Raw genomic sequence first — 23,652 nt, 5'->3', positions numbered from 1 at the left:
GAGCGGGAAGATGAACAAAGCAGCCGCCACGGTGGGCCGTTGGCTGAAGGTGCAGCCCGAGGAGATCGGGCTATTCCTGTGGTCCGCCGCGTTGCTCTACCTGATACGCACGGCCAACATCTTCTTCAACAACTTCGCCGAGACCGCGTTCCTCAAGCGCTTCGGGGTGGAATATCTGCCCATCGTCTATGTGGCCAACTCCCTGACCACCTTCATTATCATGGCCGCCATCACCGGGCTGCTGCGCAAGCTGCCCTCCGGGCGCATGCTGGCCTACATGATGCTCTTCTGCGGGGTTTCGGTGGCCGCGCTCAGGCCGGTCTTGGAGATGGGCATCGACCTGATCTACCCGGTGTTGTTCCTCTTGAAGGCCCAGTACGAGGGGCTTTTGGCCCTGGTGTTCTGGAACCTGGCCAACGACCTGTTCAACACCCGCCAGTCCAAGCGCATCTTCCCGCTGATCACCGCGGGCGGGGTCATCGGGGCCATCGTGGGCAGCTTCATCACCCCCGGTCTGGCCCGGACCATCAACTTCGACAACCTCATGCTGGCCTACGGGGTGGTGGCGAGCATGGGCGCCCTGTGCGTGTGGCAGATGTCGCGGCTCTACCCTGTGCTCAACATGCCCGAGCGCGACGCCAAAAAGGGCGGCAAGAAGACGAACATGATCCAGGAGATCAAGCAGGTCGTCCCCATGCTCAAGGAGTCGACCCTGCTCAAGATCCTGGTGCTCCTCACCCTGTTGCCCAACATCGTCCTGCCCATAATGAACTACCAGTTCAACTACGCGGTGAACGAGACCTATGCCACCGAAGGCGGCATGGTGACCTTCTTCGGCTATTTCCGGGGCGTGCTCAACATTATCAGCCTGATCATCCTCCTGTTCGTGAGCAAGCTCTACAGCCGCTGGGGCCTGCCCGTGGCCTTGATGTTCCACCCCATCAACTACGTCATCGCCTTTTTCGCCTTCTTGTTCAACTTCAGCATCTACTCGGCCATGTACGCCCGCATCAGCACGCGGGTGCTCCTGGTGACCATCAACAACCCGGCCCGCAACATCCTGGTGGGCCTGTTCCCGGATCAGTTTCGCGCCCTTTTGCGCCCCTTCCTCCGGGGCACCGTGGTGCGCGTGGGCATCCTCTTGGGCTCGGGGGTGATCTTCCTCTCCGAGCACCTGTTCCACCCCCGCTGGCTATCGCTGGTGGGCGTGGTGGTGGGCCTTACCTGGGTGGTCAGCACCATCTGGCTCAAGCGCTCCTACTCCGACATTCTCCTGGGGCTCATCGGCACCAACGTCATTGACCTGAAGTCGTTGGAAGAGCAGGACGTGGGGGTGATCTTCAAGGACAAGCGGGCCCAGGAGCAGTTGGTGGACGCCTGCCTGAACTCCCAGGGCCGGGCCTGCCTGTGGTACGCCGAGATGATGCGGGTGCAGCAGGTGCCCGACCTGGAGCACCACCTGGTCACCCTGGTGCGCACCAAGGACGAGCAGACCGCCATAAGCCTGCTGCCCCTGATCCCGGCCAGCGCGGGCGAGGCGGCGGTGGCGGCCTACCAGGAGCTGGCCGACCCGGCCAAGCCCCTGCTCTGCGCCGCCCTGGCCGAGGCGGCGGCCCGCCTGCCTTGGGAGATCTCGGGCGCCTTCTTGCAGCGGCTCTACGACGAGCACAGCGACCCGCTGGTGCGGGCCCAGGCGGTGGTGGGGCTCTACCATCACGACCCGGTGAAGTACCAGCCGGTGATCGAGCAGTGGCTGGACAGCGAGGACCTGGATCAGAGGCGGGCCGGAGCGGTGGCCGCCGGCGGCTCGGCCAACCAGGAGTTCCGCCCCCGCCTCCGGGAGATGCTGGGCACCGAAAACGACCGCCAGCTCAGAGGCATGATCCTGGTGGCCCTCAACCGCCTGGACGACCCCCACCTGCACGAGCTGGTGCAGGCCCGCCTGGCCGAGGACCCCTCCTCGGTGCCCCTGGAGGTGCTCAGGAATTTCAATCTGGAGAGCGAGGCCGACATAAAGGCCTTCATCCACCTGCTGGGCAGCGAGGACTCCGAGCGCCACGAGCTGGCCCTGGCCCGCCTGGAGGAGCTGGAGGAGCTGGACAGCGCCCTGCTCATCGAGTCCATGGCCCTGCCCAACCGGCGCATCCGCGACGGCCTCTACGCGCTCATGGCCGAGTTGAAGATCAGCGACCGCGAGATCATCGCCTTTGCCCGCTCCTATCTGGAGGTGGCCTACCTCAACCTGGCCGAGATGAAGGCCCTGGGCAAGCTGGCCGAGAGCCCGGAGCGCGACCTGCTGACCCAGCATTTACGCGAGCGCATCAAGATTCGCATTAACACCATCCTCCGGGTGCTGGCCACCCAGGAGGAGTCGGACCAGATGCGCCTGATCATCCGGGGGCTCTCCTCGGCCAACGCCAAGCTGCGCTCCAACGCGGTGGAGGCCCTGGAGTCCATGGTGGGCCAGGACATCAGCCAGGCCATGATTCCCCTTTTGGAGGACGGCCCGGTGAACGAGACCCTGGGCATCGGACGCAAGCTGTTCAAGCAGCCCCTGCGCTTCGCCGATCCCACGGAGCTTTTCGCGGATCTTTTGGCCAAGAAGAACTGGGTCACCCTATACCTGAGCCTGCTGGTGCTGGCCGGGCAGGAGCTGGAGATCGAACCCTTCCTGCCCGAGCTGGAGCACCTGGCCGAAAACAAAAACCCCTACGTGCGCCAGGAGGCCGGCCGTCTGCTGGCCCGGGCGCGCGGCGGCGAAGGGAGGAGCTGACATGCCCGCCCAAACCAGTTTGTCCGAAAAGATTCTGCTGCTCAGGGGCATGGAGATATTCGAGGGCCTGGCCGTGGCCGAGCTGGCCGCGGTGGCCACGGTGTGCGAAGACTACCTGGCCGCGCCCGGCGAGAAGATCATCGCCGAGGGCGACGTGGGCGAGTCCATGTACCTCATCGTCAAGGGCAAGGTGAAGGTGAGCCAGTCCGGCGAGGACGGCTGCTCCCTGGAGCTGGCCGAGCTGGGAGGGGGCGACTACGTGGGCGAGATGGCCCTGTTCGACGACGCGCCCCGCTCGGCCACGGTGACCGCCGACGGCGAGGTGCAGCTGTTGGTGCTGTACAAGCGCGAGTTCGAGGAGACGGTGCGCGAGTATCCCCAGGTGGCCCTGCAGATGTGCAAGGAGCTCTCCCGGCGCCTACGCCGTTTGCACGAGAAGATTCACGCCATGCCGGTGTGCGACCTGCCGCCCTCTTTCTTCAACGACGAAGGAACACCGAGCGAAGGGCCCGCTCCAAGCGGCGACTGAGTTTCGCCGCCCTGTCCGCGTCCACCCGGCTGTAGGCCGGGTCGGCGTATAGATCCTTGTTCAACTCAATTTGCACCGCGGCCCGGCCTTGGGCCATGAGCCCCGGGCCGTAGCGGGCTATGACGTGCCCCCCGGAGTAGGGGGTGTTGTAGGCCACCGAGAGCCCCTCGGCCTCCAGGGCCGCGCCCAGGCGGCGCAGGAGCTTAGGGGGGCAGGATAGCTCCTTGTCCGGCGTGGCCTCGCCGCCCGCGCCGCCCCGGTTGCTCAGCACCACGTCGGCCCGCTTCTTTCCCGGGTCCGGGGCTCCGGCCGGGCCCACCCCGTCCAGGCTGTGCCCGTCGATGAGCGCGGCCACCCCCGGCGCGGCCAGGGCCTTGGCCACCGCCGCATGCCAGGGCCGCCACCAGTCTGCCACCCCGGCCGCCACCTCCGCCCGTCCCGGCACCCGCCCCGGCCGGAACACCTCGCGCCCCGCGTAGTCGGTGAGGGCCATGACCCCCTTGGGGCCGAAGTCCTCCGGGGCGCGGTTCAGGTCCACCGCCAGGCGGGAAAAGGGGGCGGGGATCAGGGAGAGCACCGGCAGGGGGCCGAAGACCTCGCTGGAGCCCAGGTCCACCGACTCCTGAGCCTCCACCGGCCCCAGGGCCAGGCGGGCGGCCGCCTCGGGGGGCAGCTTTGCCGAGGCGTGGGGCAGGGTGATGACCAGGGGCAGGGTCACGATATGGCGGAGCCCCCCTTGAGCGCCTCCACCTGCTCTTCCACGAAGTCGATGACCGAGGCCTCGATCTTGATGTTGTCCAGGCGGTTGATGCGCGGGATGCCGCCGGGGCTCACCACGTTGATCTCCACCAGCTTGTCGCCGATGATGTCCAGGCCCACGAAATAGAGCCCGTCGGTGATGAGCCGCGGCTTGATGGTCTCGCAGATGCGGCGGTCGCTGTCGCTGATCACGTGCTTGGCCGGGCTGGCCCCGGCGTGGATGTTGGTGCGGAAGTCGCCCTCGGCCGGGATGCGCCGCATGGCCCCCAGGATCTCGCCGTTCAGGAGCATGATGCGCACGTCGCCGTGCTCACGCACCTGGCTGAGGTACTCCTGCACCATGATGGCCTCGCGGTCGGGATAGGGCTTGTAGGAGTTCACGTAGTAGTGGATCAGGGAGTTCAGGTTGTCGCGGTCCGCGCTGGAGACCTTGATCACCCCCTCGCCCTTGGAGCGGCTCAGCGGCTTGACCACCATGGCTCCGCCGAACTCGTCGATGATCTTGCGCAGGCGCTTGGGGTCGCGGCTTACGTGGGTCTCGGGGATGATCCCCGGGAAGTTGAGCAGGTAAAGCTTGGAGGAGGCCACCATCTGCCCGTGGGTGGAGTTGATGATGAACACGTCCTTGCCCACGTGGTGCAGGTATTCCATGGTCTGGTAGTTGAGCGGCGGGTCCTTGCGTAAAAACAGCGCGTCGATGTCGGTGATATCCTCGAAGATCAGCTCGTCGCGCTGCAAGCAGCCCAGCACCAGGTCCCAGTATTCCCGCATGGACAGGCCCGGCGCCACGCTGACGTTACGCATACGGGCCACCAGGCGGGAGCCGCGCACGTAGATGTCGTGGGGTTCCAGGAAGAAAACCGTGTGCCCCCGCTGGTTGCACTCGTACATCAACCAGGAGGTGGTTTCGTTCTCCGGCTCGATGGACTCCAGCGGGTCCATCATAAAGGCGATGATCATACCTAGGCACCAAATTTTGGGGAAAACGCCCCCCTACCAGGGCGCTGAACGGGCCGCCTCGGCGCGGCCCAGGGGGGAGCCCCCGCTCACCCCTCCTCGCCCCCCACTCTAACAGAAACGCCCGGTTGGTTATAGGGCGGCGTAGACCTCCACGGGCTGGGTGCGGCCCTTGACCAGGGTGTTTTCCAGGTACTCCACCCGGCTCCCCGGCTCCAGGGCCGCGGCGGTGTCCCCGCTCAGGAGAATGTCGCGGCCCAGCACCTTGGTGAGGTCTTGCAGGCGGGCGGCCAGGTTAACCGTGTCGCCCACCAGGGCATAGGAGAGCCGCCCCCCGCCGCCGATGTTGGCCGCCATGGCCGCGCCGGTGTGGATGCCGATGCCGTGGCGCAGCTGGGGCCCGCCCTGGGCGGCCAGGACGGCGTTGTACTCGGCCAGGGCGGCGCGCATGTTCCAGGCCGCCTCCAGGGCCAGGCGGGGATGGCCCGCCAGGGCCAGGGGCGCGCCGAACACCGCCTCGATCTCGTCGCCCACGTATTGCAGCACCAGGCCGCTGCTATTCTCCACCGCCTCGGTCATGCGGGTGAAGTAGCCGTTGATGATGCTCACCACCTTCTTGGGCTCAGTGTTTTCCACCAGGGGGGTGAAGTCCCGAAGGTCGGCGAAGAGCATGGTCACCTGCTTGATCTCGCCGTCCAGGGGGATGCGCCCGGCCAATATCTCGTCGCGCACCTGCTGGGACACGTACTTGCCGAAGGTGTCCTTGATGCGCTCGCGCTCGGCCAGGCCGGCGGTCATCTGGTTGATGGCCTCGGCGGTGTAGCCGATCTCGTCGTTGGACATCACCTCCACCCGGGCGCTGAAGTCGCCCTCGCGGACGCGCAGCAGGGCGCGGACGATCTCCCGAAGGGGCCGCACCATGTTCAGGCGGGTGAGAAGGGTGAGCCCCGCCGCGTTGAGCATGAAGATGAAGCACAGAAAGGCCACCGAGTTTTGCAGGTCGGCGAGCATCTGCTCCGGAGGCAGTATTCCCTTGGCCAGCAGGCGGCGCGAGGAGTGGATGGTGGAGAGAATGGCGAAAAGAGGCAACATGCTGGCGGCCATGGTCAACATGCTCAGGCGCAGCCCGATCTTCATGTGCCGGACGCCGCGCACCCGGGTGATGCCCCCCTGGGGGAAGAACACCGGGGCCAGGCGGTGCTGGAGCATGTGCTCCAGCAGGAAAAAGGCCGAGGTCATGGTGATGAGCCCCACCAGCAGGGAGCGCATGGCCATCACCGCGGCCAGGGGGGCGGAGGCGGGGTCTTGCCAGAGCACCACCGGGAAGATGATGGCCGCCAGGACCCACAGGCCCAGGTTCAGGCCCATGGCCAGCCAGGGCTCGTTGAGCAGGCGGCGGCGGGCCAGGCTCAACGCCGGGCGCGGGGTCTGGGTGCCCCGGTACAGGTCCTTGAGGTGGCGGCGGATTGGCCGCTCCCAAAAGAGCAGTATCCCCACCCCCAGGCAGAAGGCGAAGAGGTCGTAGGAGATGATGAGGGTGACCACCGCTTTGGTGCGGGGCAGCGGGACCATGTAGCCGAAGCGGTCCAGCAGGCCCATGATGACCACGCCCATGAAGTTGGCCATCATGTTGCCTAAAAGCATGGCGTTGGCCAGAATGAAGCGTCTTGGCCGGTTCATCCGGCGCCCCCCCTCGGCTTGGCTCAGAGTTCCAGAGTCTGGCCCTCGCGGGCTCCTTCCACTGGCAGGCTGCCCGCTTCGGCGCGGGCCTCGGCGATCATGGCGTCAATCTGGGCGTCGCTGCGCCCGGGGTCGTGGTGAGTCAGGATGAGGCGGTCGGCCCCGGCGGCCTTGGCCAGGGCCAGACAGGCGCGGAACTCGGAGTGGCCCCGCCCGACGCAGATGTCCATCTCGCCGGGCAGGTACTGCGCGTCGTGGATGAGTACCGCCGCTCCCCGGCAGAACTCCACCAGCTCGGCCGGGGGCGGCCCGCCCACGGGCAGCTCGTTGTCGGTGATGAACACCAGGGCCCCGCCCGGGGCCTCGAAGCGGTAGCCGATGGCCCCCTGGGGATGGTTGAGCGGAGTGGTGCGTATCTCCAGCCCCTGCCAGGAGAAGCGCGGCGGGGTCAGGGCCTCGTCGTGGAAGACCTCGCTGGGCAGGTCGGAGAAGGCTACCGGGAAGCCGCCGTCGTAGCGGCCGTTCTTGAACATGCCCTTTATGCCGGCCATGCCCTTGGGCCAGCCGCCCAGGCGGACCTTGGCGCCGGGGGTGTAGGCCGGGGCGAAGAAGGGGAAGCCCATGATGTGGTCGAAGTGCAGGTGGGTCATGAGCAGGGCGACATCCAGGCCCTCGGAGGACTGGCTTCCGCCCATCACGCCGGGGCCCATCAGCTCCATGCCCAGGGCGCGGATGCCGCTGCCCGCGTCGATGACCAGATGGCGTCCCTGGTGCTCGATGGCGCAGCAGGTGCTGTTGCCGCCGTAGACCAGGGTGTCCGGCCCCGGCGCGGGAAGCGATCCCCGGGTTCCCCAAAAGCGAAACTTCACGCGGCCCTCTTCATGCTTCGGTTGATCAATGTAATTAGATTATCACGAGATAATCCCCCCGGCCACCGCGCCTAGGCCCCCTCGGCGGTCGCCAGGCGGGCGAAGGTGTAGAGCGCCACCCGGGCCAGGGGCTCGCTCACCGCTTGGTCGATGCGTTGCTTCAGCTCCGGGGCCAGGGACTCCAGGCCGCCGGCGGCCCAAGCGAACAGGGGGCTGGCCGCGAAGGGTTCGCCCTGGCCCATGGGCAGGGGGATGGCGTGGTGCTCCACCCGGTGGTAGCGCCGCCGCAAATGGCCCTTGGGGTCCAGGATGTCGCCCAGGGGCCGCCGGAAGTAGGCGGACACGTAGAACACCAGGGGCTCCAGATAGGGGAAGCACACCGTCTTGCCCCAGAAGCGGGCCGCGTTCTTAAACAAGGCGGTGTTGCCCGTGGTCATGTTGTGCATGCGCTTGAACTGCAATATGGGCCAGTAGCCGCGCCCGCCGCTCAGGCGGTTGAGCTGCTCGGCGTGGCCCAGGAGCATGCGCTGGTCCAACATGCCGCCGGGCTTGACCCCCCCGAAGGAGCCCGCCGCCTCGCGGCGGTAGGCCACCCGGGCCAGGGGGCGCTGGGGCGAGGCCGGGCTCTTGAACAAGAGCTGACGCGGCCCCATGCGCGAGGTGAGCGCGAAGAACTGCATGGTGTCCGCGTTCTGCCCGCTGAGCACCGTTTCCTGCCGGGCCGCGCCGAAGAGCTGGTACATGGAGGCCGCGTAATGGGCCGCGAAGGGGTCGGTGGCCACCGAGTGCTCCAAACGGGGCCGGTGCACCGGGTCGGCGAAATCCACCTCCACCGGGGTGTAGGGCTTGGCCGCGGCCAGGCAGTTGACCAGGGCGGCGGCCGCCTCCTTGCTGCGCTCGGTGTCGTGATAGGGCGCGGCGTAGTAGATGGTCAGCACGTCGTCGATGCCCTCGTGCCGGCTCATGAGCAGATAATGCGAGTCGATGCCCGTGGAGTAGCACAGGCTGTAGGGGCCCTGGTCCAGGCGGCGGCCCACCACGGCGTAGAGGTCGTCCCAGGAAAAGGCGCGGTTCTCGGCCGGGGGCTCGGGCAGGGCGGCGGACGTGGCGCTCAGGCCCTCGGGCCCCACCGCGTAGAGCACCGCCGCGCTGAGGCGGTTGAGGCCCTTAAAGTAGGTGCGCCCCGGGGCGCAGGTCTTGCGGCGGCTGAACCAGGCCAGCTGCCCGGGGTCGTAGGAGTCCCAGGCCAGGGGATCGACGCCCGCGGTGTAGCGCCGCCAGTCGTCGCAGATCACCACGCCGCCCCCGCCTTGCCACCAGTAGACGGTGTTGGGCAGCTCGTCCGAGGCCAGCACCTGCTCCAGGGCCTCGCCCGAGGCCACCAGCACCAAAAAGGCCCCGGAGAGAGCGGCCATGGCGCTGAGCTGGCCCCGCTCCAGCCAGGCGGCCAGGGCCGCCTCCAGGGCGCGCTCCACCGCGCCGGGCTCGCTCTGGTAGGAAAGCCCCTCGTAGTCCACCAGCCAGTCCGGCCGCCCGCACACGATGACCCGGCGGCCGGCGATGTGGTAATCGGCCACCGGCTCCAGCTCGAACAGGCGGGTCAGGGCGACCCGGGCGTTGGAAAAGCTCAGTTCCACCTGCGCATCCCCCAAACAGACAAAAAAACGCCCCACGGCGGCCATTATAGCTCCGGGGGGCAGGAAAAGGGCGGGCTTAAATCTTGAACCAGGCCTTGAGCTGCTCCACCACCTGGGGCGCGGTCTTCTCGCTCAGGTTGATGGCGTCGCGCTTGCGGAACACGCCGCCCACCTTCTGGTAGCGCCGGAAGCCAGCCTTGGGCTCCTTGAACTCGCCGGTCTTCTTGTCCAGCTCGCGGTAGAGGAACAGCACCGTGGTCCACAGGCCCTTGTTGAGTATCTGCTTGTCCAGCTCCTCCACCAGGACCTGGCCGTCTTCCTCGTATTGCACGGTCAATTCATCGTAATCGCTGGCCACGTTTATTCCTCTCGTTGCGTTCCACCCGGCCCAGTCGCGGGGAGGGCAGGCGTTGTGACTGTATGGGGGCGCGCCTATTTGAAGCGCTGCTTGTCCTCTTCCAGAGCATCCACGATGTGAGCGGACACCTCGGGAAGCTTCCATAGGATGCGCTCCCAGGAGGGCAGGTTGCGCACCTCCAGGGATTCCTCCCGGAGCTTTTCCTCCAGGCGCAGAATGGTCTGTTGCAGGCCCTGATCCACGTACGGCTTGAAATCATCGTAGGCCGCGGTGAGCCGGAGCATTTTTTCCGCGATGTGCGAGGGGGCGGCCAAGTGGTCGGCGGTCTGCACGATGGCCCGGGAGAGCACCTCGTAGACCATGCTCTCCTCGGTATCGCGGTCGTAGGTCAGGTTGTTGAACTCGGCGTTGTCCGAGTACTTCTTGATGGTCTCCTCGGCGATGGACTCGTAGGTGAGAGCCAGGTCGCGGAAGAACTCCTCGCCCACTTCCAGGCCCTCTTCCACGATAAGGGCGTGCAATAGGGTTTGGATGATGTCCAGGGACATCTTGTGCAGCCCTTTTTGGGGGTCATCGGTGCTCACCCGCTGGTGCTTGTGGTCAAAGCTCTTGCGGGTGAACTCCACCTGGGCCACGTGGGAGGCCTTGCGGAACACCTCGATGAGGGTGAATATCTCCACGCCCCAGTTCAAAGAGTAGCGCATCTTCCGGAGCAGCCACATGTCCAGGCAGACCTCGCCTGAAAGCTGGTAGTCGAAGCTGAGCAGGAAGTCCACCAGCCGGAGCATCTTTTCTTCGCTGCCCTCGCTGAACTTGCGCTTCAGGGCCAAAAGGATGGGGTCCAAGAGCAGGCGCTTGACCCGCCCAAAGAGGCGCTGGCCGTTCCAGCGGGCGTAGAAGGCTTTAGAGAACGGGTAGTTATGCACCAATACCGGGTAGAACAGCCGGTCCAGTTGGCGGCGCTGGAAGGTCTTGATGTCCGCGTCCAACAGGCCCACGCAGGTGGCGCCCAGGGCCATGGCCACCCCGAAGCCCATGAAAACGTTGCGGCCCTTGCCCCGGCGCGACAAATCAAAGCCGCCGTCTTCGAGCATCTGGTAGATGCCGCTCACCGCCGGACCGTCGTTCCACTGAATTATGGAGTTGTGAAGTCCGCCTTTGTGGCAGATGTCTATGCAGGTGCGCACGTCTTGTTCGCTGGCTTGGTCCAGGCCAAAGATCACGTGAGCCAAATACTTGGCTCCGGCCAGCTCGTTCACGATGTTTTCGAACACCGGGCGGTTTTCGGGATCGGTGAATTCGCTGGCCAGGGCCGGCACGATGAGCACGGGTTTCTTCCAGCGGGCCGCATGCACCAATTGCTGCAGGATGTCCTGTTTGTCTTGCAGGACGTAGTAGCTGGTGACTCGAGAGTGGGTCTGGGCAAAGCTGGGCATAAAAAAACGGGCTCCTTGGGGAGAGGGCTCCCCGGATGAATTCGATTATTCGGTTTCGTCCCTATTATGCCGCTTGGAAGGGCGCTGGTCCAGGGCGCCGAGGCTGCCCGCCCGGGTGAGGGCCTTTTCTCCGAAGCGGGCCACGATGGCGTCCTCGGCCTTGCCCAGGGCGCCGCGCCGCTCCTTGGCCGGCGCGGCGAAGAGCCCGGCCTGGCCCGCGCCGGGCTCGGCCAGGTGGCTGACCCCCACCCCGATGAGGCGGAAGGGGCCGGGCAAGGCGTAGGCTTCCAGCAGGCCGCGGGCGGCGGCGTAGATCTCCTCGGCCCCGTCGATGGGCCCGGCCAGGGTTTCGCTGCGCGTCACCAGGCGGTGGTCGGCGTGCTTGAGCTTCAGGGTCACGGTGCGCCCCACCAGGCCGCCGCGCCGCAGCCGCCGGGCCACCTTCTGGCTCAGGCCCAGCAGGTGGGCGGCCAAGAGCTCGCGGTCGGTGGTGTCGCCCTCCAGGGTGCGCTCGTTGCTCACGCTTTTCACCTCGCGCCCCGGGCTCACCGGCGTATCGTCGCGCCCCCAGGCCAAATCCCACAGGCGACGGCCGAACACCCCCAGGGCCCGCTCCAGGCGCTCGGCCCCCAGCCCACGCGCCTCGACGAGCCGGGTGAGGCCCATGGCCCCCAGGCGCTCACGGGCCTTGGCCCCCACGCCCGGCACCTCGGCCAGGCTCACCGTGGCCAGAAAGGCCTCCAGATCGCTCACCACGGTGAGGCCGTCGGGCTTGTCGCGGTCGGAGGCGATCTTGGCCAGGAACCTCACCGGGGCCAGGCCCACCGAGCAGGTGAGGCCCGTGGCCGATCGCACCGCCTGCTTGATGGCCCTGCCGGTCTGGTGGGGCGGGCCCCAGAGGCGGGCGGTGCCGCTAAGGTCCAGGTAGGCCTCGTCCACGCTCACCGGCTCCACCAGGGGGCTGAAGCCGGCCAGCACGGCCATGACCTGGCGGCTGAGTTCCACGTAGCGCTCCATGCGCGGGCGCAGGTACACGCCTTGGGGGCAGCGGGCCCGGGCCTGGAACATGGGCATGGCCGAGCGCACCCCGTAGCGGCGGGCCTCGTAGGAAGCGGCCGAAACCACCCCTCGCTTGCCGCCGCCCACGATGATGGGCTTGCCCGCGAGGGTGGGGTCATCCAGCCTTTCCACCGCCGCGTAAAAGGCGTCCATGTCCACGTGGGCCAGCAGCCGGCCCGGCTCTACGCCCAACACTTGCCTCCAAGGGAAAACTGTGCTAGTTTCGCAACCTAGCTTGCTACGGGCCCCTTCAGCATCTGGAGTTGAAACATTTGTATCTGCCAGATGATGCCAACCCCCGCAACCACCTGGGGGAACGGAACTTCGAGTGTCCGCACTACGTCTTCTGCCTGGACATAGCCGCGGCCAATATGTGGCCCAACTTTACCTGCCACTTCTGCATCTACAAGAAGACCAAGGGCGATAAGAAGATCGAAGACCTCGACCTTTGCGCCCCCGGCTGGGAAGACATCTGGGGAGGCAGCGGCTAAGCGCCCTCCCTGTCCCCGAAGAACGCGCGGCATTGCTCCAGCACCCAAGGGTGGGTTCCCTGCGCGGCGGCCACCACGTCACCGGACCATAGCGCCTTGTCTCCGCCCACGAAGTCCGTGACCACTCCCCCGGCCTCGCTGACCAAAAGCACCCCCGCGGCCAAATCCCAGGGCTTGAGCCCCAGCTCCCAGAAGCCCTGACCCCGCCCGGCGGCCACGTAGGCCAAATCCAAAGCAGCGGCCCCGGCCCGGCGCACCCCGGCGCAGCGGGTGAACAGGGCCTTGAACAGCTCCAGATAGCGATCCAGAAGGTTTTTCTCCCGGAAAGGGAAGCCGGTCATCAACAGGGCCCGCTCCATGGGCAGCTCAGCCGTCTTGAGCCGGGTCCGGCCCAGCCAGGCCCCCCCGCCCAGGATGGCGAAGAACTCCTCGCCCTTGGTCACGTCGCGCACCACGCCCACCGCCGGGCGGCCATCCAGCAGCAGGCCCACGCTCACCGCCACGTGGGGGAAGCCGTGGATGAAGTTGGTGGTGCCGTCCAAGGGGTCCACCACCCAGAGGGGGCCCTTGAGGGCCTGGGCCCGGGCCAGGTCGGCCGGGGTCTCCTCCGAGAGGATGTCGTGCTCGGGGTGACGGGTGCGTAGAACTTCCAACACCACGTTTTCACTGGCCAAATCGGCATCGGTCACATAATCGAAGCTGCTCTTGGCCTCCACGTTGAGGCGGTGGCCCCAACGCTCCATGAGCGCCTCGGCCCCGGCTTTGGCGGCGGCGCGGGCGCTGTCCAGATATTGCTCCAGGTTCTGCAAGGCCTTATTCTCCCCCTGGTCGGCGGGCCGCATACAACCCCTTTATTTTCAGGATGCTATGCTATATGATAATAGCCCAATTTAGGTCAGAGGCATACCCCAGCCGGAAGCGCCAGTGAGTTCAGCCGTCCCCCCTACTTCGTGTGACAACCTACCCGAGCCGCTCATTATCCCCAGGGCAGAGCACGGGATAAGCCGCAAGAACATCGACGACGATGCCTTGAAGGTTCTCTACCGCCTGCACAACCACGGCCATAGGGCCTATCTGGTGGGCGGTGGGGTGCGTGACCTGCTCCTAGGGCGCCGGCCCAAGGATTTCGATATCAGCACCGACGCCACGCCGGGCGAGGTGCGCCGTTTGTTCAAGAACAGCCGGGTCATCGGCAAGCGTTTCCGCCTGGTGCAGGTGTTTTTCCGGGGCAACAAGATCATCGAGGTGAGCACCTTCCGCCGGGCCGGCGACGAGACCGACGGCGAGAACGAGGTGCTCTGCGACAACAACACCTACGGCACCCCGGCCGAGGACGCCTTGCGCCGCGACCTGACCATCAACGCCCTGTTCTACAACATCGCCGATTACAGCGTGGTGGACTACGTGAACGGCCTGGCCGACCTGAAGGCCGGCCTCATCCGGGGGGTGGGCGACGCCCAGGTGCGTTTCCACCGCGACCCGGTGCGGGTGCTTCGGGCCATCCGCCACGCGGCCCGCGCCTCCCTCACCCTGACCCCCGACACCCTGGAGGCCATCCAGGCCCATGGCGACAAGCTGGCCCTGTGTCCCACCAGCCGGGTGCGCGACGAGCTGATGCGCGACCTCAAGGGCGGGGCTTCGGCCTCCTGGCTGGAGCTGGCCCACCACACCGGGGTGCTCTATCACCTGCTGCCCACCTTGGAGCCCTATTACGGGGCGGACGACAGCGCCGCCCGGGCCCGGGCGGTGGATCTGATGGCCAAGGTGGATAAGGAGCTGGCCGCGGGCAAGGATGTAGAGGACCCGGTGGTGGTCTGCCTGTTGTTCTGGCCCGCCCTGGAGGAAGAGGCCTCCACTCGCGAGTTCGACCCCGGCCGTCAGGGCCGGGCCCAGTGGTCCCTGTTCGTGCGCGACGCCCTGCCCGCCCTGACCAAGCCGGTGGCTTTCGCCAAGCGGGTGATGGAGCGGGCCGGACAGATCGCCGGGCTCATGTCCTTCGTGCGCTGGGAGCAGCCCGGCCAAAGCCTGCCCCGCAAGGTGACCACCAAGGGATATTTCCCGGTGGCCTGCGAACTGGCCCGGCTTTTGGGCCACGACCTGGCCGCCCTGGACCGCCAAAGCTCGCGGGGAGGCGCCAAGAACAAGCGCCGCCGCCGGCGCCGCCGGCCCCGCCGCAAGTCCACCACCCCGGCCCAAGGTTAACCCCGCAAGGGAGCGCGACATGACGAGCCCCGCCCCGCCCCCCGCATCCCCGGCTATTCAAAATATTCCCCAGTTGCTTTTCGAGCGGGTGGCCCGCCTGGGCCAGCGCACCGCCATGCGGGTCAAGGAGTTCGGCCTCTGGCACGACATCTCCTGGAACGACTACGGGGCCAAGGTGCGGGCCACGGCCATGGGTCTGGCCGCCCTGGGCATCGGCTCCGGGGACATCGTGGCCGTGATCGGCGAGAACCGGCCCGAGTGGCTCTACGCCGACATGGGCACCATGGCCGCCGGCGGGGTGACCACGGGCATCTACACCACCAACGCGGCCGAGGAGTGCGGCTACATCCTGGGCCACTCCGAGGCCAAGGTCTACGTGGTGGAGGACGAGGAGCAGCTGGACAAGGCGCTCCAGGTGCGCGGCGACTGCCCCCACCTGAAAAAGATCGTGGTCATCGACACCGAGGGCCTCAGGCACTTTGTGGACCCCATGGTGATGAGCTTCGAGGAGCTTCTGGTCCTGGGGGCCGAGCACGACCAGGCCAACCCGGGCCTGTTCGAACAGCGCCTGCAGAGCAGGCAGCGCGACGACCTGGCCCTGCTCATCTACACCAGCGGCACCACCGGCCCGCCCAAGGGGGCCATGCTCAGCCACAACAACGTGCTCTGGACCACCAAGGCCCTGGCCAAGGCCATCCCGGTGTACGAGGACGACGAGCTACTCTCGTTCCTGCCGCTGAGCCACATCGCCGAGCGCATGTTCTCGGTCTACATGCACCTGAGGTTCATGTACACCATCAACTTCATCGAGAACGTGGACACGGTGACCGAGAACGTGGTGGAGGTGAGCCCCACCGTGTTCTTCGCGGTGCCGCGCATCTGGGAGAAATACTCCAGTTCCATCTTCATCAAGATGAAGGACGCCACCTGGTTCAAGCGCCTGGTCTTCGGCCTGGCCCTGAAGATCGGCAGACGCCGGGCGGCGGCCCGCCTCTCCCCCGGCGGAGTGGGCGGGGGCCTCAAGCTGGCCTTCAACCTGGCCCACTTTTTGGTGTTCAAGAAGCTCAAGGAGCGCCTGGGCCTGGAGCGGGTGCGCCTGGCGGTCAGCGGCGCGGCGCCCATCGGCCCGGACGTGCTCAGGTTCTACCACGCCATCGGCCTGCCGCTTAGGCAGGTCTACGGCCAGACCGAGGACACCGGCCCCACCACCATCCACCAGGGCGACATCATCGAGGCGGACAACGTGGGCCCCGAGATTCCGGGGGTCACGGTGCAGATCGCCGAGGACGGCGAGATCCTGGTCAAGGGCGAGAACGTGTTCTTGGGCTACTACCACAACCCCGAGGCCACGGCCGAGACCCTGGAGGACGGCTGGCTGCACTCGGGCGACGTGGGCCAGCTGGACGAGCGCGGCTATCTGACCATCACCGACCGCAAGAAGGACCTGATCATCACCAGCGGCGGCAAGAACATCGCGCCGCAGTACATCGAGAACAAGCTCAAGTTCAGCCCCTACATCAACGACGCGGTGGTCATCGGCGACCAGCGCAAATTCGTCAGCGCCCTGGTCTTCATCGACGAGGACAACGTGGTCAAGTACGCCCAGGACCACAAGATTCCCTTCACCACCTACGCCAGCCTGACCAAGGACAAGGAGATCAACCAGCTCATCGGCCAGGAGATCGACGACGTGAACAAGACCCTGGCCCGGGTGGAGCAGATCAAGCGCTTCACCATCCTGCCCAAGAAGCTGTTGGAAGAGGACGGCGAGGTGACCCCCACCATGAAGGTCAAGCGCAAGTACATCAATGAGACCTATGCCGAGCTGATCAACATGATGTACCGGTAGGCCGCCACGGACGGCCCGCGACTAATCGTTAATGGGAGTTAGCTGGGGGGCTAGCCGTGATACCCAAGCCGATAGACCAGATCACCAAGGAAGATATCGAGGCTCTTGTTGCGCAACAGCGCGAAGAAGACAAGACGCTGGAATACAAGCGAAATCTTCCTCGGCTAGAAGACAGTATCAAAAAAGAAAAATTCTTGGGCCTGGTGTCTTCGTTGGCCAATTCGGCCGGCGGAGATATTGTGTATGGAATAGTTGAGGCTCAAGAAAATGGGAAAAACTCTGGAAAGCCAGAAGATGCAATCGGCGTTGAGGCGGGCAACGCTGACCAAACAAAACTACAACTGCAGCAGGTAATAAGAGTTGGGGTTGAACCCAGAATAATCCCCGAAGTTTCTTTTCAGTCCATTGAAGGGTTTGAAAGAGGGCCTGTTTTTGTTGTGCGTGTCCCGAGGAGCATCGCGAGGCCCCATATGGTATGGCTAAGCAAGAGATCTCAATTCTATGCTAGGAGTAGCAACGGTACTTACCCATTAGATGTTGCTGAAATCAGGGCTGCGTTTGTGGGTGCTGAAGAAAATATTAAAAGAATAAAACGATTTATAAACGAAAGGATCGGTAAAATCATTGCAGGTGAAGTGCCGACTCAGGTTAATGAAGGCGGGAAAAGTGTCTTGCATATTTTACCATTAGCATCTTTTGATTATTCTCAACCACAATTCTTTGACATTTCACTGGAGAATGGGAAAGGATTTCCGCCAATAAGCGCATCCAGTTGGAATTCGAGGCATAATTTTGATGGTTATTTGTTATACCATGCGAATGGTTACACCCAAATGTTTAGAAATGGGGCGCTTGAAGCTGTAGATTCCTACTGTACACCGTATTACCCCGGCAAGGAAAATGGACCTGAAAAATATATAGCAAGTCAGATTTTACAGGAGCACTTAATAAGGGCTTTGCGTAACTACTTAGAATCATTAAAGAGGAGGCAAGTACCGACTCCTTTATACTTTTCCTATGCCTTAATAGATATAAAAGGTTATGTTTTGGCCGTCAAGGGTATGGAGCACAGACATACAATTAAAGAGAGCCATCTCGTTTTCCCTGCATTCGAGATAAATAATTATGGAGTGGAACCGCAACAAATTATTAAGCCTATCTTGGATATGCTATGGCAATCTGTGGGGTATGAAAAATGCTATAGTCTATAAGAGACAGGCGAATAAAGAGGTACCCCTAGCACATAGAAACGCCCCGGCCAGCTCTGGCCGGGGCGTTGTTTATTGTGGGATCGGGCCGGGCTAGGGCAGGGCGCCGTTGAGGCGGTCGGCCCAGTGGGCATAGCCCTCGCCGTTGGGGTGCAGGTTGTCGCTGAGCAGGTATTGCACCTTGAGGTATCCGCCCTCGGCCATGGAGGAGTTGAGGTCCAGCCAGCGCTGCCCCTCGGAGTTGGCCAAGCCGGCCAGCATGCTGTTGAGCTCGGTCACCTTGGCGTTGATGGTGGCCGAATGGGGATAGCCCTCGCCGGTGTACAGGGTGGACTGCACGATGCAGATGACCCCCGCCGCCTTGGTGCGCACCACGATCTGGCGCAGGTTGTTGTAGGCGGTGCCCACGGACAGGCCGTGGATGAAGTCGTTGATGCCGCCCATGACGCAGAGCACCTTGGGGTTCCGCGACAGGGCCGCGCTGAGCCGCGAGAGGATCTGGCTGGTCTCGGCGCCGTCCACGCCGTAGTTCAGGAAGGTGTTGTTGGGGAACAGGCCGGACCAGTCGCCCCGCCGGGTGATGGAGTTGCCCAGCATGATGACGATGTCGTCCTTGGACAGGGTGTTGCCGCCCCCCCCGCCGCCCCCGCCGCCGCAAGCGCTGAGCGAGAACACGGCCAGGAACAACACCATCACTATGGCAGGCAAGCGCTTCACGCAGCTCCTCCTATGCGGACACCCCGGCAAGCCGCCGATTTAAGGAATAAGTATTGATCAGAAAATGTAGCACCATAATTCCCTTGTGACAATAGATTTGACGCTTGTGAATCGGCCGCCCCGAGGGCGGCTTGCGGCCCGGACACGGGGGGGCTACACTGAAACGGACACCCCTGCTGGAGTCTATTCTTGAGCCGCCGCCGCTCGTTGCCAGTTTTATTGTCCATGGCCTTCATCCTGGTGGTGGCCGCGGCCGGGGGTTTGGCCTTCAACCTGTTCATGCCCCAGGGCGTGGGCTGGATGCCTCCCTACATCGAGCGCCCCTTGTGGCAAAAGGCGGGCCTGGCCCAGGCGGCCGCCCTGCGCGAGCAGGGCGCCCTGCTGGTGGACGCCCGCGAGGCCGGTCCATACAAGCTGGCCCATGCCGCCGGCGCGGTGAACCTCTACCCCCAGGAACTCAAGCTGCTCTGGCCCCTGCTCAAAGACACGGTGTCGGCCGCCCCGGCGGTGCTGGTCTATGGCCGCAGCGCCAGCCGCTGGCCCGCCGCCCAGATCGGGCAGTATTTGCGCGAGCAGGGCCTGGAGCGGGTCTATGTCTTGGACGCGGGCTTCGACGCCTGGCGGGCCGCCGGCCTGCCGGTGAAGGCCCCCCGGAGGGCGCGGCCATGAGAAGCCTGGCCGAGTTCGTCTCCCTGCTCAGCCGCCTGTTTTTGGCCGGGCTCTTCCTGTGGGCGGCTCACGACAAGGTATGGGACCCGGCCACCTTCGCCGCCTCGGTGGCCCAATACGGCCTTATCCCCCTTTGGATGGTCAACGGGGGCAGCGTGCTCATGGCCTGGCTGGAGCTGGTGTTGGGGGCGTGCCTCTTGTTGGGGCTGGCCACCCGGGCGGCGGCGGTGTGGGCCTCGGGGATGCTTCTGTTCTTCACCGGCCTGATGGTCTACGCGGGTATAACCGGGGCGGGCTTTGACTGCGGCTGCTTCCCGGGCCAGGCGAGCCACCCCGCCGGCTACGAGGCCGCGCTGCGCGACGCCCTGATGCTCCTGCCCGCCCTGTGGCTCGTCGTGTGGCCCGGCCGCTGGCTCACCCTGGGCGGGGTCTCCGATCCCCGGCGGGGCGGCCTGAAGCTGCGCTACTAGGCGGAGACCGTCTCCCGCATCATACACCTGTGTTTCACTTGACATTCGGTGGGCCTCGCCCCCAACCTGGTAATGAGATTCCTAATTACATGGAGGTTGGTAGCAATGGCCGAGACGCATGAAGGATTCGTGTGGGTGAAGGACAATGCGGGCAATCAGTTCATCTGCCCGGTGTCGGCGCTAAAGGACCCCAAGAACGCCAGCAAGGAAGAGTTGGACGGCTGCATCGACGACGCCACCGCCGGGGTGGCCATCGGCGACTAGACCGCTGACCCTGAAAACCGGACTCTGCCCCGCGACTCACGTTCCCCCTCGGACTCTCCTCCGCTCGCTCAACCGATCTTCTTGAACTGATCCTTGCCGCTCCGGCAAACCGGGCAGGTCTCGGGCAGTGAGCCGTCGAACACGTAGCCGCAGACCTCGCACACGTGGTAGGTGACCTGGCGGTCCGCAGCCAGGGCGCTGAGCGCACGCTTGTAAAGCTCGGCGTGGCGCGCCTCCACGTCGCGGGCCCGCACCAGGGCCCACTCCAAATCCGGCCGCTTGGCCTTCACCGCCGCGGCCAGGATGGGCGGGTAGTGCTCGCCCTTGGCCGCGATCTCGTGCTCAAAGGCGGCTTGCAGGTTCTCTTCGGTGCTCATTACCGCGCCTTCCAGGTAGGGCAGCAGCTCGCCCGCGTGCACCCGCTCGGCCTCGGCCACCGCCGCGAACAGGGCGGCCACCTGGGGCAGGCCCTCGGCCCGGGCCCGGCGGGCAAAGGCGCTGTTGCGCGCGGCGGCCTTGGCCTCGCCGGCAAAGGCGGCGCGCACCATCTCCTCCAGCTCGGGCTCCAGGGGCGCATCCAACACGAAGCGGTTCATGTCCGCCCCGCACTGGGGGCACTTGTCCGGCGGGCTCTTGCCCTCGTGCAGATAACCGCATACCGTGCAGCGCCAGCGCTTCATCACGCCTCCTCCCAGAAGATGGCCTCGGCGGGGCAGTCGGCCATGGCCTCTTGCACCGCCTCCTCGGGGTAGCTCTCCAGATCGGCCACCTCGATGTAGCCCCCGGCCTGGTTGAGCGCAAAGACCTCGGGCACCAGATCCAGGCAGCCCTCGCACATGGTGCAGGCGGCCATGTCCACCACCGGGCGTCGCATTATGTCATTCGCCTCGCTGTTAAAAAACCGGGCCGGCCCCGGCGGGACCGGCCCGGGTTTGATCGGGCCGCTTCTAGTGGCTGGAGAGCATCTTCCTGGCCTGGGCCTTCCACTCCACGGTCTCGGGCTCGTAGCCCGGCTCCACCGGACCGGCCACCACCGCGTCCAACAGGGCCTTGGCCTCGCCCACCATGTCCTCGTCGTAGTAGATCTCGGCCAAATAGATCTGGTTGATATAGCGGTGGGGTCCCTTTTTCACCGCGATCTTCAGATTCTCGATGGCCTTGTCATTGTCGCCCCCGAACAGGCCGGGCAGCTTGAAGTAGAGCCGCCCCAGCACACGGTAGGGCCCGCCAGCCTCATAGTTGGGGTCCAGCTTGATGACCGTGGCCATCTCCTCCTTGATGGGGTCCACCAACGACAGGCTCTCCATGATGCCCTTGGCGCTGCCGTAGACCCCGTAGCTCACCCCCAGCCAGTAGTGGCCGGGAAGGCTCTTGGGGTTGATGGCGATGGCCCGCTTGGCCGCGTTCACGCCCTTTTCAAAGATGGCCAGCTTTGCGTCCTTGGGGCTGTGCATGCCCACCCAGTACTCCGCCCGGGCCAGCTTCCAGGCCGCCTCCTCGCTCTTGGGGTCCGCGGCCAGGGCCTTCTCGTAGAGCGCCGCCGCCTCTTTGGCCTTGGCCAGGTCGGTCCGCAGGGCATAAGCGGCGTCGGCCTGCTGGATCAGCTCGGCGGCGCCGGCCGCCAAGGCCGCGCCCGCCAGGCACAGGGCCAGGAGGCTCACGGCAAAGAACAGGACGGTTTTTTTGGCGATGGACGGCATATTTTACCTCTCCCGTAAAATGGGGACTCCGGCCCCGGCGCTCGTGCGGGCTGCGCATACGTAGGTCTTTACTCTATCTCTGGTGGCTAGGAATGAGCAAGGCTGATCAATTATGCCTTTAGTAACTGTCATAAAGAGGGCAAATAAGGCAGTGTAAATGCTTGTCTTGGGCGAGCTTTATACCTCATACATTGCTACCCTGCGTGGAGGCAAGCCAGGGAAACTAGCCCAGATGCAATCAACCCTTTGAGTAATCTTATAATCGCTGTATTCCTGGGGCGATACGGCCGGCTCCGCCGCAAGCACGACACGGTTTGTTCTCGCGACGGTCGTCACCAGAACCTCTACAATAACCGCACTTGACTGCATTGTCGTAGGGAAGGTATATTTGCCCGGACCCGCCACATGCCCGACATGGTTGGTATTTATGTCGATCATCGCCGCTCCCCCGACAATAAGCGCATTTGACCAGCTCTCCCATTGCGTAATCCCCCCATTAAGAGTGTGAAGATCTAGTTAATCTTATCGCAATTAGTTTTATATAGAGCAACTGCATTTTTATTAACTGCAAAAAATAATTAATTTCCTGTTCCCTTGAGGAACGAGCGCACGAAATTCTCATAGCAGAACTGGCCCTGGGTGAAGGCGTGCATGACGCTCTCGCCGCCGTAGAGCCGCTGCACCATCTCGGCCGGCTCCACCCCTTGGGCGGCCAGGTATTCGATGCGGCCCTGCTGCTCCTCCAGCCAGGCGATGGTCCGGCCCAGGGCGGCCACCCCGCCGCTCACCACGTCGCCCAGGCCGGTGAACAGGGTCTCGGGCCCCAGGTCCCGGAGCTTGCGTAAAGAGGCCATGGTTTGGCGGTTGTTCTCGAAGTCGCGGCTGGTCTTGGGCTTGGGCACCAGCCACAGGTCACCCACAAAGGCCCAGCCCTCATGGGGCTCCCAGAGCACCACCGAGTCCGAGCTGTGCCCCGGGGTGGGCACCACCTCGAAGCGATAGGAGGGCGTGTTCACCAGCTCGCCCAGGGGCGCGGGGCGGCTGGCCGGGGCCTTGCCCCAGAGCATCTCCTGATAAGGATAGATGGGCGGCGCGTTGCCCGCGATGTAGTCCAGGCCTCCGGCCGGGGCCAGGAGCTCCACCCCCAGCTCGGCGGCCAACAGGGCGTTGCCCCCGATGTGGTCCTCGTGGCTGTGAGTGTTCACCACCCGCTTGACCCCGCTGGGGCGCACGGCCTCCAAGAGCTCCGGGGCGGTGTGCACACAGCCGCTGTCGATCAGGAGGCCGTCCACCAGATAGGCGGCGCACCAATAGATGACTTCGCCGTTTACCTCGCGGCCCATCTTGAAACGGGTCACCGGGCCGTGCTGAAGGCGCTCAAGCAAAGAGGTCTCCTTGGAAGTGCCGTGCGGGCTCTGCTACACTGACAGGCGACCCCTGGAGATTAGGAGCCATTGGTGAGCAAGTTTATCATATTGGCGCTGGCCATCAGCCTCTTGGCCGCAGCCCCGGCCGCCGCCCTGGTGGGGCCGGGCGAGCCCCTCAAAGACGTGACCATGCCCGACACCAGCGGGCAAAACCATTCCCTGGCCGATCTGGTCAAGGGCAAGGTGGCGCTGATCGTCTATTGGTCCGTCACCTGCCCCCACTGCCGCATCGAGATGCCCAAGCTTCTAAGCCTGGGGCGGAGCTTCGAGGGCAACCCCTTCGTATTGCTCACAGTGAACACCGACGGCAAGGCCATGACCCCGGCGGTGAAGGCCTATGCCGCCCAGTCCGGCCTGCCCCAGCCCTGGCTCATGGACACCGGCCCCAAGGACACCCTACCCCTGGCCGACGCCTACGACCTCATCGCCACCCCGGCGGTATTGGTGTTGGACAAGGACGGCAAGCTGGTGTTGGCCCAGGAGCTCAAGCCTGACTTGGGGCAAGTCAAGAAGGCCATCCGTAGCGGTTTCTAGCGGGCGGCGGCTTCGCCAGGCAGCGTGCCGCTGCTCCCAAAGCGGGTCGAGAAACCATCGCGTC

Annotated in this window: 24 protein-coding genes; 10 read left to right on the top strand and 14 right to left on the bottom strand. The window is 64.9% G+C overall.

Translation table 11 applies throughout. The features are described from left to right. The first annotated feature begins 10 nt into the window (after positions 1 to 10). Both KQH53_02870 and KQH53_02865 read left to right on the top strand, forming a co-directional pair. Entirely contained in the window at positions 11 to 2,773 is a 2,763-nt protein-coding gene (locus KQH53_02870) for a HEAT repeat domain-containing protein (GenBank protein MCB2225594.1), read from the top strand. A 1-nt stretch (position 2,774) separates the two neighbouring features. Then, a complete protein-coding gene (locus KQH53_02865) occupies positions 2,775 to 3,302 on the top strand; it encodes a cyclic nucleotide-binding domain-containing protein (protein ID MCB2225593.1) in 528 nt (175 codons plus the stop codon). Here the strand turns inward: KQH53_02865 and KQH53_02860 are convergent. The 8 genes from KQH53_02860 to KQH53_02825 form a co-directional block, all read right to left on the bottom strand. Continuing rightward, positions 3,253 to 4,020 carry an N-formylglutamate amidohydrolase gene (locus KQH53_02860; protein MCB2225592.1) on the bottom strand — a complete coding sequence of 256 codons (768 nt, stop codon included), beginning with the start codon at positions 4,018 to 4,020 and terminating at the stop codon, positions 3,253 to 3,255. The genes KQH53_02865 and KQH53_02860 overlap by 50 nt on opposite strands. Continuing rightward, on the bottom strand, positions 4,017 to 5,021 hold the full coding sequence (gshB, locus tag KQH53_02855; protein MCB2225591.1) for a glutathione synthase: 1,005 nt from the start codon (positions 5,019 to 5,021) through the stop codon (positions 4,017 to 4,019). Before gshB ends, KQH53_02860 begins: the two co-directional genes overlap by 4 nt. A gap of 129 nt (positions 5,022 to 5,150) precedes the next feature. After that, the gene (locus KQH53_02850) at positions 5,151 to 6,698 is read right to left on the bottom strand and encodes a HAMP domain-containing protein (protein MCB2225590.1); all 1,548 of its coding nucleotides are present in this window, start codon (positions 6,696 to 6,698) and stop codon (positions 5,151 to 5,153) included. Positions 6,699 to 6,721: 23 nt separating this feature from the next. Beyond that, a complete protein-coding gene (locus tag KQH53_02845) occupies positions 6,722 to 7,567 on the bottom strand; it encodes an MBL fold metallo-hydrolase (GenBank protein ID MCB2225589.1) in 846 nt (281 codons plus the stop codon). 71 nt (positions 7,568 to 7,638) lie between these two features. Beyond that, on the bottom strand, positions 7,639 to 9,204 hold the full coding sequence (locus KQH53_02840) for a hypothetical protein (GenBank protein ID MCB2225588.1): 1,566 nt from the start codon (positions 9,202 to 9,204) through the stop codon (positions 7,639 to 7,641). Positions 9,205 to 9,280: 76 nt separating this feature from the next. Further along, positions 9,281 to 9,562 carry a hypothetical protein gene (locus KQH53_02835; protein ID MCB2225587.1) on the bottom strand — a complete coding sequence of 94 codons (282 nt, stop codon included), beginning with the start codon at positions 9,560 to 9,562 and terminating at the stop codon, positions 9,281 to 9,283. A 74-nt stretch (positions 9,563 to 9,636) separates the two neighbouring features. Then, positions 9,637 to 10,998, bottom strand: coding sequence for a mannosyl-3-phosphoglycerate synthase (locus KQH53_02830; GenBank protein ID MCB2225586.1), 1,362 nt, complete (start codon positions 10,996 to 10,998; stop codon positions 9,637 to 9,639). A gap of 45 nt (positions 10,999 to 11,043) precedes the next feature. Beyond that, positions 11,044 to 12,249 carry a DNA polymerase IV gene (locus KQH53_02825; protein MCB2225585.1) on the bottom strand — a complete coding sequence of 402 codons (1,206 nt, stop codon included), beginning with the start codon at positions 12,247 to 12,249 and terminating at the stop codon, positions 11,044 to 11,046. Positions 12,250 to 12,329: 80 nt separating this feature from the next. Here KQH53_02825 and KQH53_02820 point away from each other — a divergent pair, with 80 nt between their 5' ends. Then, positions 12,330 to 12,548 (top strand): hypothetical protein, encoded by a 219-nt coding sequence (locus KQH53_02820; GenBank protein ID MCB2225584.1) that lies wholly within the window; start codon positions 12,330 to 12,332, stop codon positions 12,546 to 12,548. Here KQH53_02820 and KQH53_02815 read toward each other — a convergent pair. Further along, complete coding sequence (locus KQH53_02815; protein ID MCB2225583.1) at positions 12,545 to 13,357, bottom strand: inositol monophosphatase; 813 nt, start codon at positions 13,355 to 13,357, stop codon at positions 12,545 to 12,547. The genes KQH53_02820 and KQH53_02815 overlap by 4 nt on opposite strands. A 115-nt stretch (positions 13,358 to 13,472) precedes the next feature. Here KQH53_02815 and pcnB point away from each other — a divergent pair, with 115 nt between their 5' ends. The 3 genes from pcnB to KQH53_02800 are packed head-to-tail and all read left to right on the top strand — an operon-like array spanning position 13,473 to position 17,810. Beyond that, positions 13,473 to 14,750: a polynucleotide adenylyltransferase PcnB gene (gene pcnB / locus KQH53_02810; protein ID MCB2225582.1), complete on the top strand. Its 1,278-nt coding sequence runs from the start codon at positions 13,473 to 13,475 to the stop codon at positions 14,748 to 14,750. 19 nt (positions 14,751 to 14,769) lie between these two features. Continuing rightward, positions 14,770 to 16,599: an AMP-binding protein gene (locus KQH53_02805; protein ID MCB2225581.1), complete on the top strand. Its 1,830-nt coding sequence runs from the start codon at positions 14,770 to 14,772 to the stop codon at positions 16,597 to 16,599. A gap of 56 nt (positions 16,600 to 16,655) precedes the next feature. Continuing rightward, a complete protein-coding gene (locus tag KQH53_02800) occupies positions 16,656 to 17,810 on the top strand; it encodes an ATP-binding protein (GenBank protein ID MCB2225580.1) in 1,155 nt (384 codons plus the stop codon). A 90-nt stretch (positions 17,811 to 17,900) separates the two neighbouring features. Here KQH53_02800 and KQH53_02795 read toward each other — a convergent pair whose 3' ends face one another. Beyond that, positions 17,901 to 18,524: a hypothetical protein gene (locus KQH53_02795; protein ID MCB2225579.1), complete on the bottom strand. Its 624-nt coding sequence runs from the start codon at positions 18,522 to 18,524 to the stop codon at positions 17,901 to 17,903. 189 nt (positions 18,525 to 18,713) lie between these two features. On the opposite strand from KQH53_02795, the gene KQH53_02790 reads away from it, so the two are divergent. The 3 genes from KQH53_02790 (at position 18,714) to KQH53_02780 (ending at position 19,927) form a co-directional block, all read left to right on the top strand. Continuing rightward, on the top strand, positions 18,714 to 19,193 hold the full coding sequence (locus KQH53_02790) for a hypothetical protein (protein MCB2225578.1): 480 nt from the start codon (positions 18,714 to 18,716) through the stop codon (positions 19,191 to 19,193). Beyond that, complete coding sequence (locus tag KQH53_02785; protein ID MCB2225577.1) at positions 19,190 to 19,663, top strand: DoxX family membrane protein; 474 nt, start codon at positions 19,190 to 19,192, stop codon at positions 19,661 to 19,663. Before KQH53_02790 ends, KQH53_02785 begins: the two co-directional genes overlap by 4 nt. A gap of 105 nt (positions 19,664 to 19,768) precedes the next feature. Next, complete coding sequence (locus KQH53_02780) at positions 19,769 to 19,927, top strand: hypothetical protein (protein ID MCB2225576.1); 159 nt, start codon at positions 19,769 to 19,771, stop codon at positions 19,925 to 19,927. 68 nt (positions 19,928 to 19,995) lie between these two features. Here the strand turns inward: KQH53_02780 and KQH53_02775 are convergent, their stop codons facing one another. The 4 genes from KQH53_02775 to KQH53_02760 form a co-directional block, all read right to left on the bottom strand. Further along, positions 19,996 to 20,607, bottom strand: a complete 612-nt coding sequence (locus KQH53_02775; protein ID MCB2225575.1) for a rubrerythrin family protein — start codon at positions 20,605 to 20,607, stop codon at positions 19,996 to 19,998. Further along, positions 20,607 to 20,801: a ferredoxin gene (locus KQH53_02770; protein MCB2225574.1), complete on the bottom strand. Its 195-nt coding sequence runs from the start codon at positions 20,799 to 20,801 to the stop codon at positions 20,607 to 20,609. The genes KQH53_02775 and KQH53_02770 overlap by 1 nt, the downstream gene beginning before the upstream one ends. 73 nt (positions 20,802 to 20,874) lie before the next feature. Further along, the gene (locus tag KQH53_02765) at positions 20,875 to 21,627 is read right to left on the bottom strand and encodes a TRAP transporter TatT component family protein (GenBank protein ID MCB2225573.1); all 753 of its coding nucleotides are present in this window, start codon (positions 21,625 to 21,627) and stop codon (positions 20,875 to 20,877) included. Between the two features lie 578 nt (positions 21,628 to 22,205). Further along, positions 22,206 to 23,012 carry an MBL fold metallo-hydrolase gene (locus tag KQH53_02760; protein MCB2225572.1) on the bottom strand — a complete coding sequence of 269 codons (807 nt, stop codon included), beginning with the start codon at positions 23,010 to 23,012 and terminating at the stop codon, positions 22,206 to 22,208. Between the two features lie 72 nt (positions 23,013 to 23,084). Between KQH53_02760 and KQH53_02755 the strand changes: the two genes are divergently transcribed. After that, the gene (locus KQH53_02755) at positions 23,085 to 23,588 is read left to right on the top strand and encodes a TlpA family protein disulfide reductase (protein MCB2225571.1); all 504 of its coding nucleotides are present in this window, start codon (positions 23,085 to 23,087) and stop codon (positions 23,586 to 23,588) included. Positions 23,589 to 23,652: the final 64 nt, after the last annotated feature.

The sequence above is a fragment of the Desulfarculaceae bacterium genome, assembly GCA_020444545.1.
Lineage (GTDB): Bacteria > Desulfobacterota > Desulfarculia > Desulfarculales > Desulfarculaceae > Desulfoferula.
Note: the sequence above shows the minus strand (reverse complement) of the source record. Positions and strands in the feature narration are given on the sequence as shown.

Excerpts from the sequence above, each read along its gene's own strand:
- KQH53_02870 (MCB2225594.1), top strand. The coding sequence starts at position 11 with ATGAACAAAGCAGCCGCCACGGTGGGCCGTTGGCTGAAGGTGCAGCCC.
- KQH53_02865 (MCB2225593.1), top strand. The coding sequence starts at position 2,775 with ATGCCCGCCCAAACCAGTTTGTCCGAAAAGATTCTGCTGCTCAGGGGC.
- KQH53_02785 (MCB2225577.1), top strand. The coding sequence starts at position 19,190 with ATGAGAAGCCTGGCCGAGTTCGTCTCCCTGCTCAGCCGCCTGTTTTTG.
- KQH53_02850 (MCB2225590.1), bottom strand. The coding sequence starts at position 6,698 with ATGAACCGGCCAAGACGCTTCATTCTGGCCAACGCCATGCTTTTAGGC.
- KQH53_02805 (MCB2225581.1), top strand. The coding sequence starts at position 14,770 with ATGACGAGCCCCGCCCCGCCCCCCGCATCCCCGGCTATTCAAAATATT.
- KQH53_02765 (MCB2225573.1), bottom strand. The coding sequence starts at position 21,627 with ATGCCGTCCATCGCCAAAAAAACCGTCCTGTTCTTTGCCGTGAGCCTC.
- KQH53_02780 (MCB2225576.1), top strand. The coding sequence starts at position 19,769 with ATGGCCGAGACGCATGAAGGATTCGTGTGGGTGAAGGACAATGCGGGC.
- gshB (MCB2225591.1), bottom strand. The coding sequence starts at position 5,021 with ATGATCATCGCCTTTATGATGGACCCGCTGGAGTCCATCGAGCCGGAG.
- KQH53_02775 (MCB2225575.1), bottom strand. The coding sequence starts at position 20,607 with ATGAAGCGCTGGCGCTGCACGGTATGCGGTTATCTGCACGAGGGCAAG.
- KQH53_02830 (MCB2225586.1), bottom strand. The coding sequence starts at position 10,998 with ATGCCCAGCTTTGCCCAGACCCACTCTCGAGTCACCAGCTACTACGTC.
- KQH53_02770 (MCB2225574.1), bottom strand. The coding sequence starts at position 20,801 with ATGCGACGCCCGGTGGTGGACATGGCCGCCTGCACCATGTGCGAGGGC.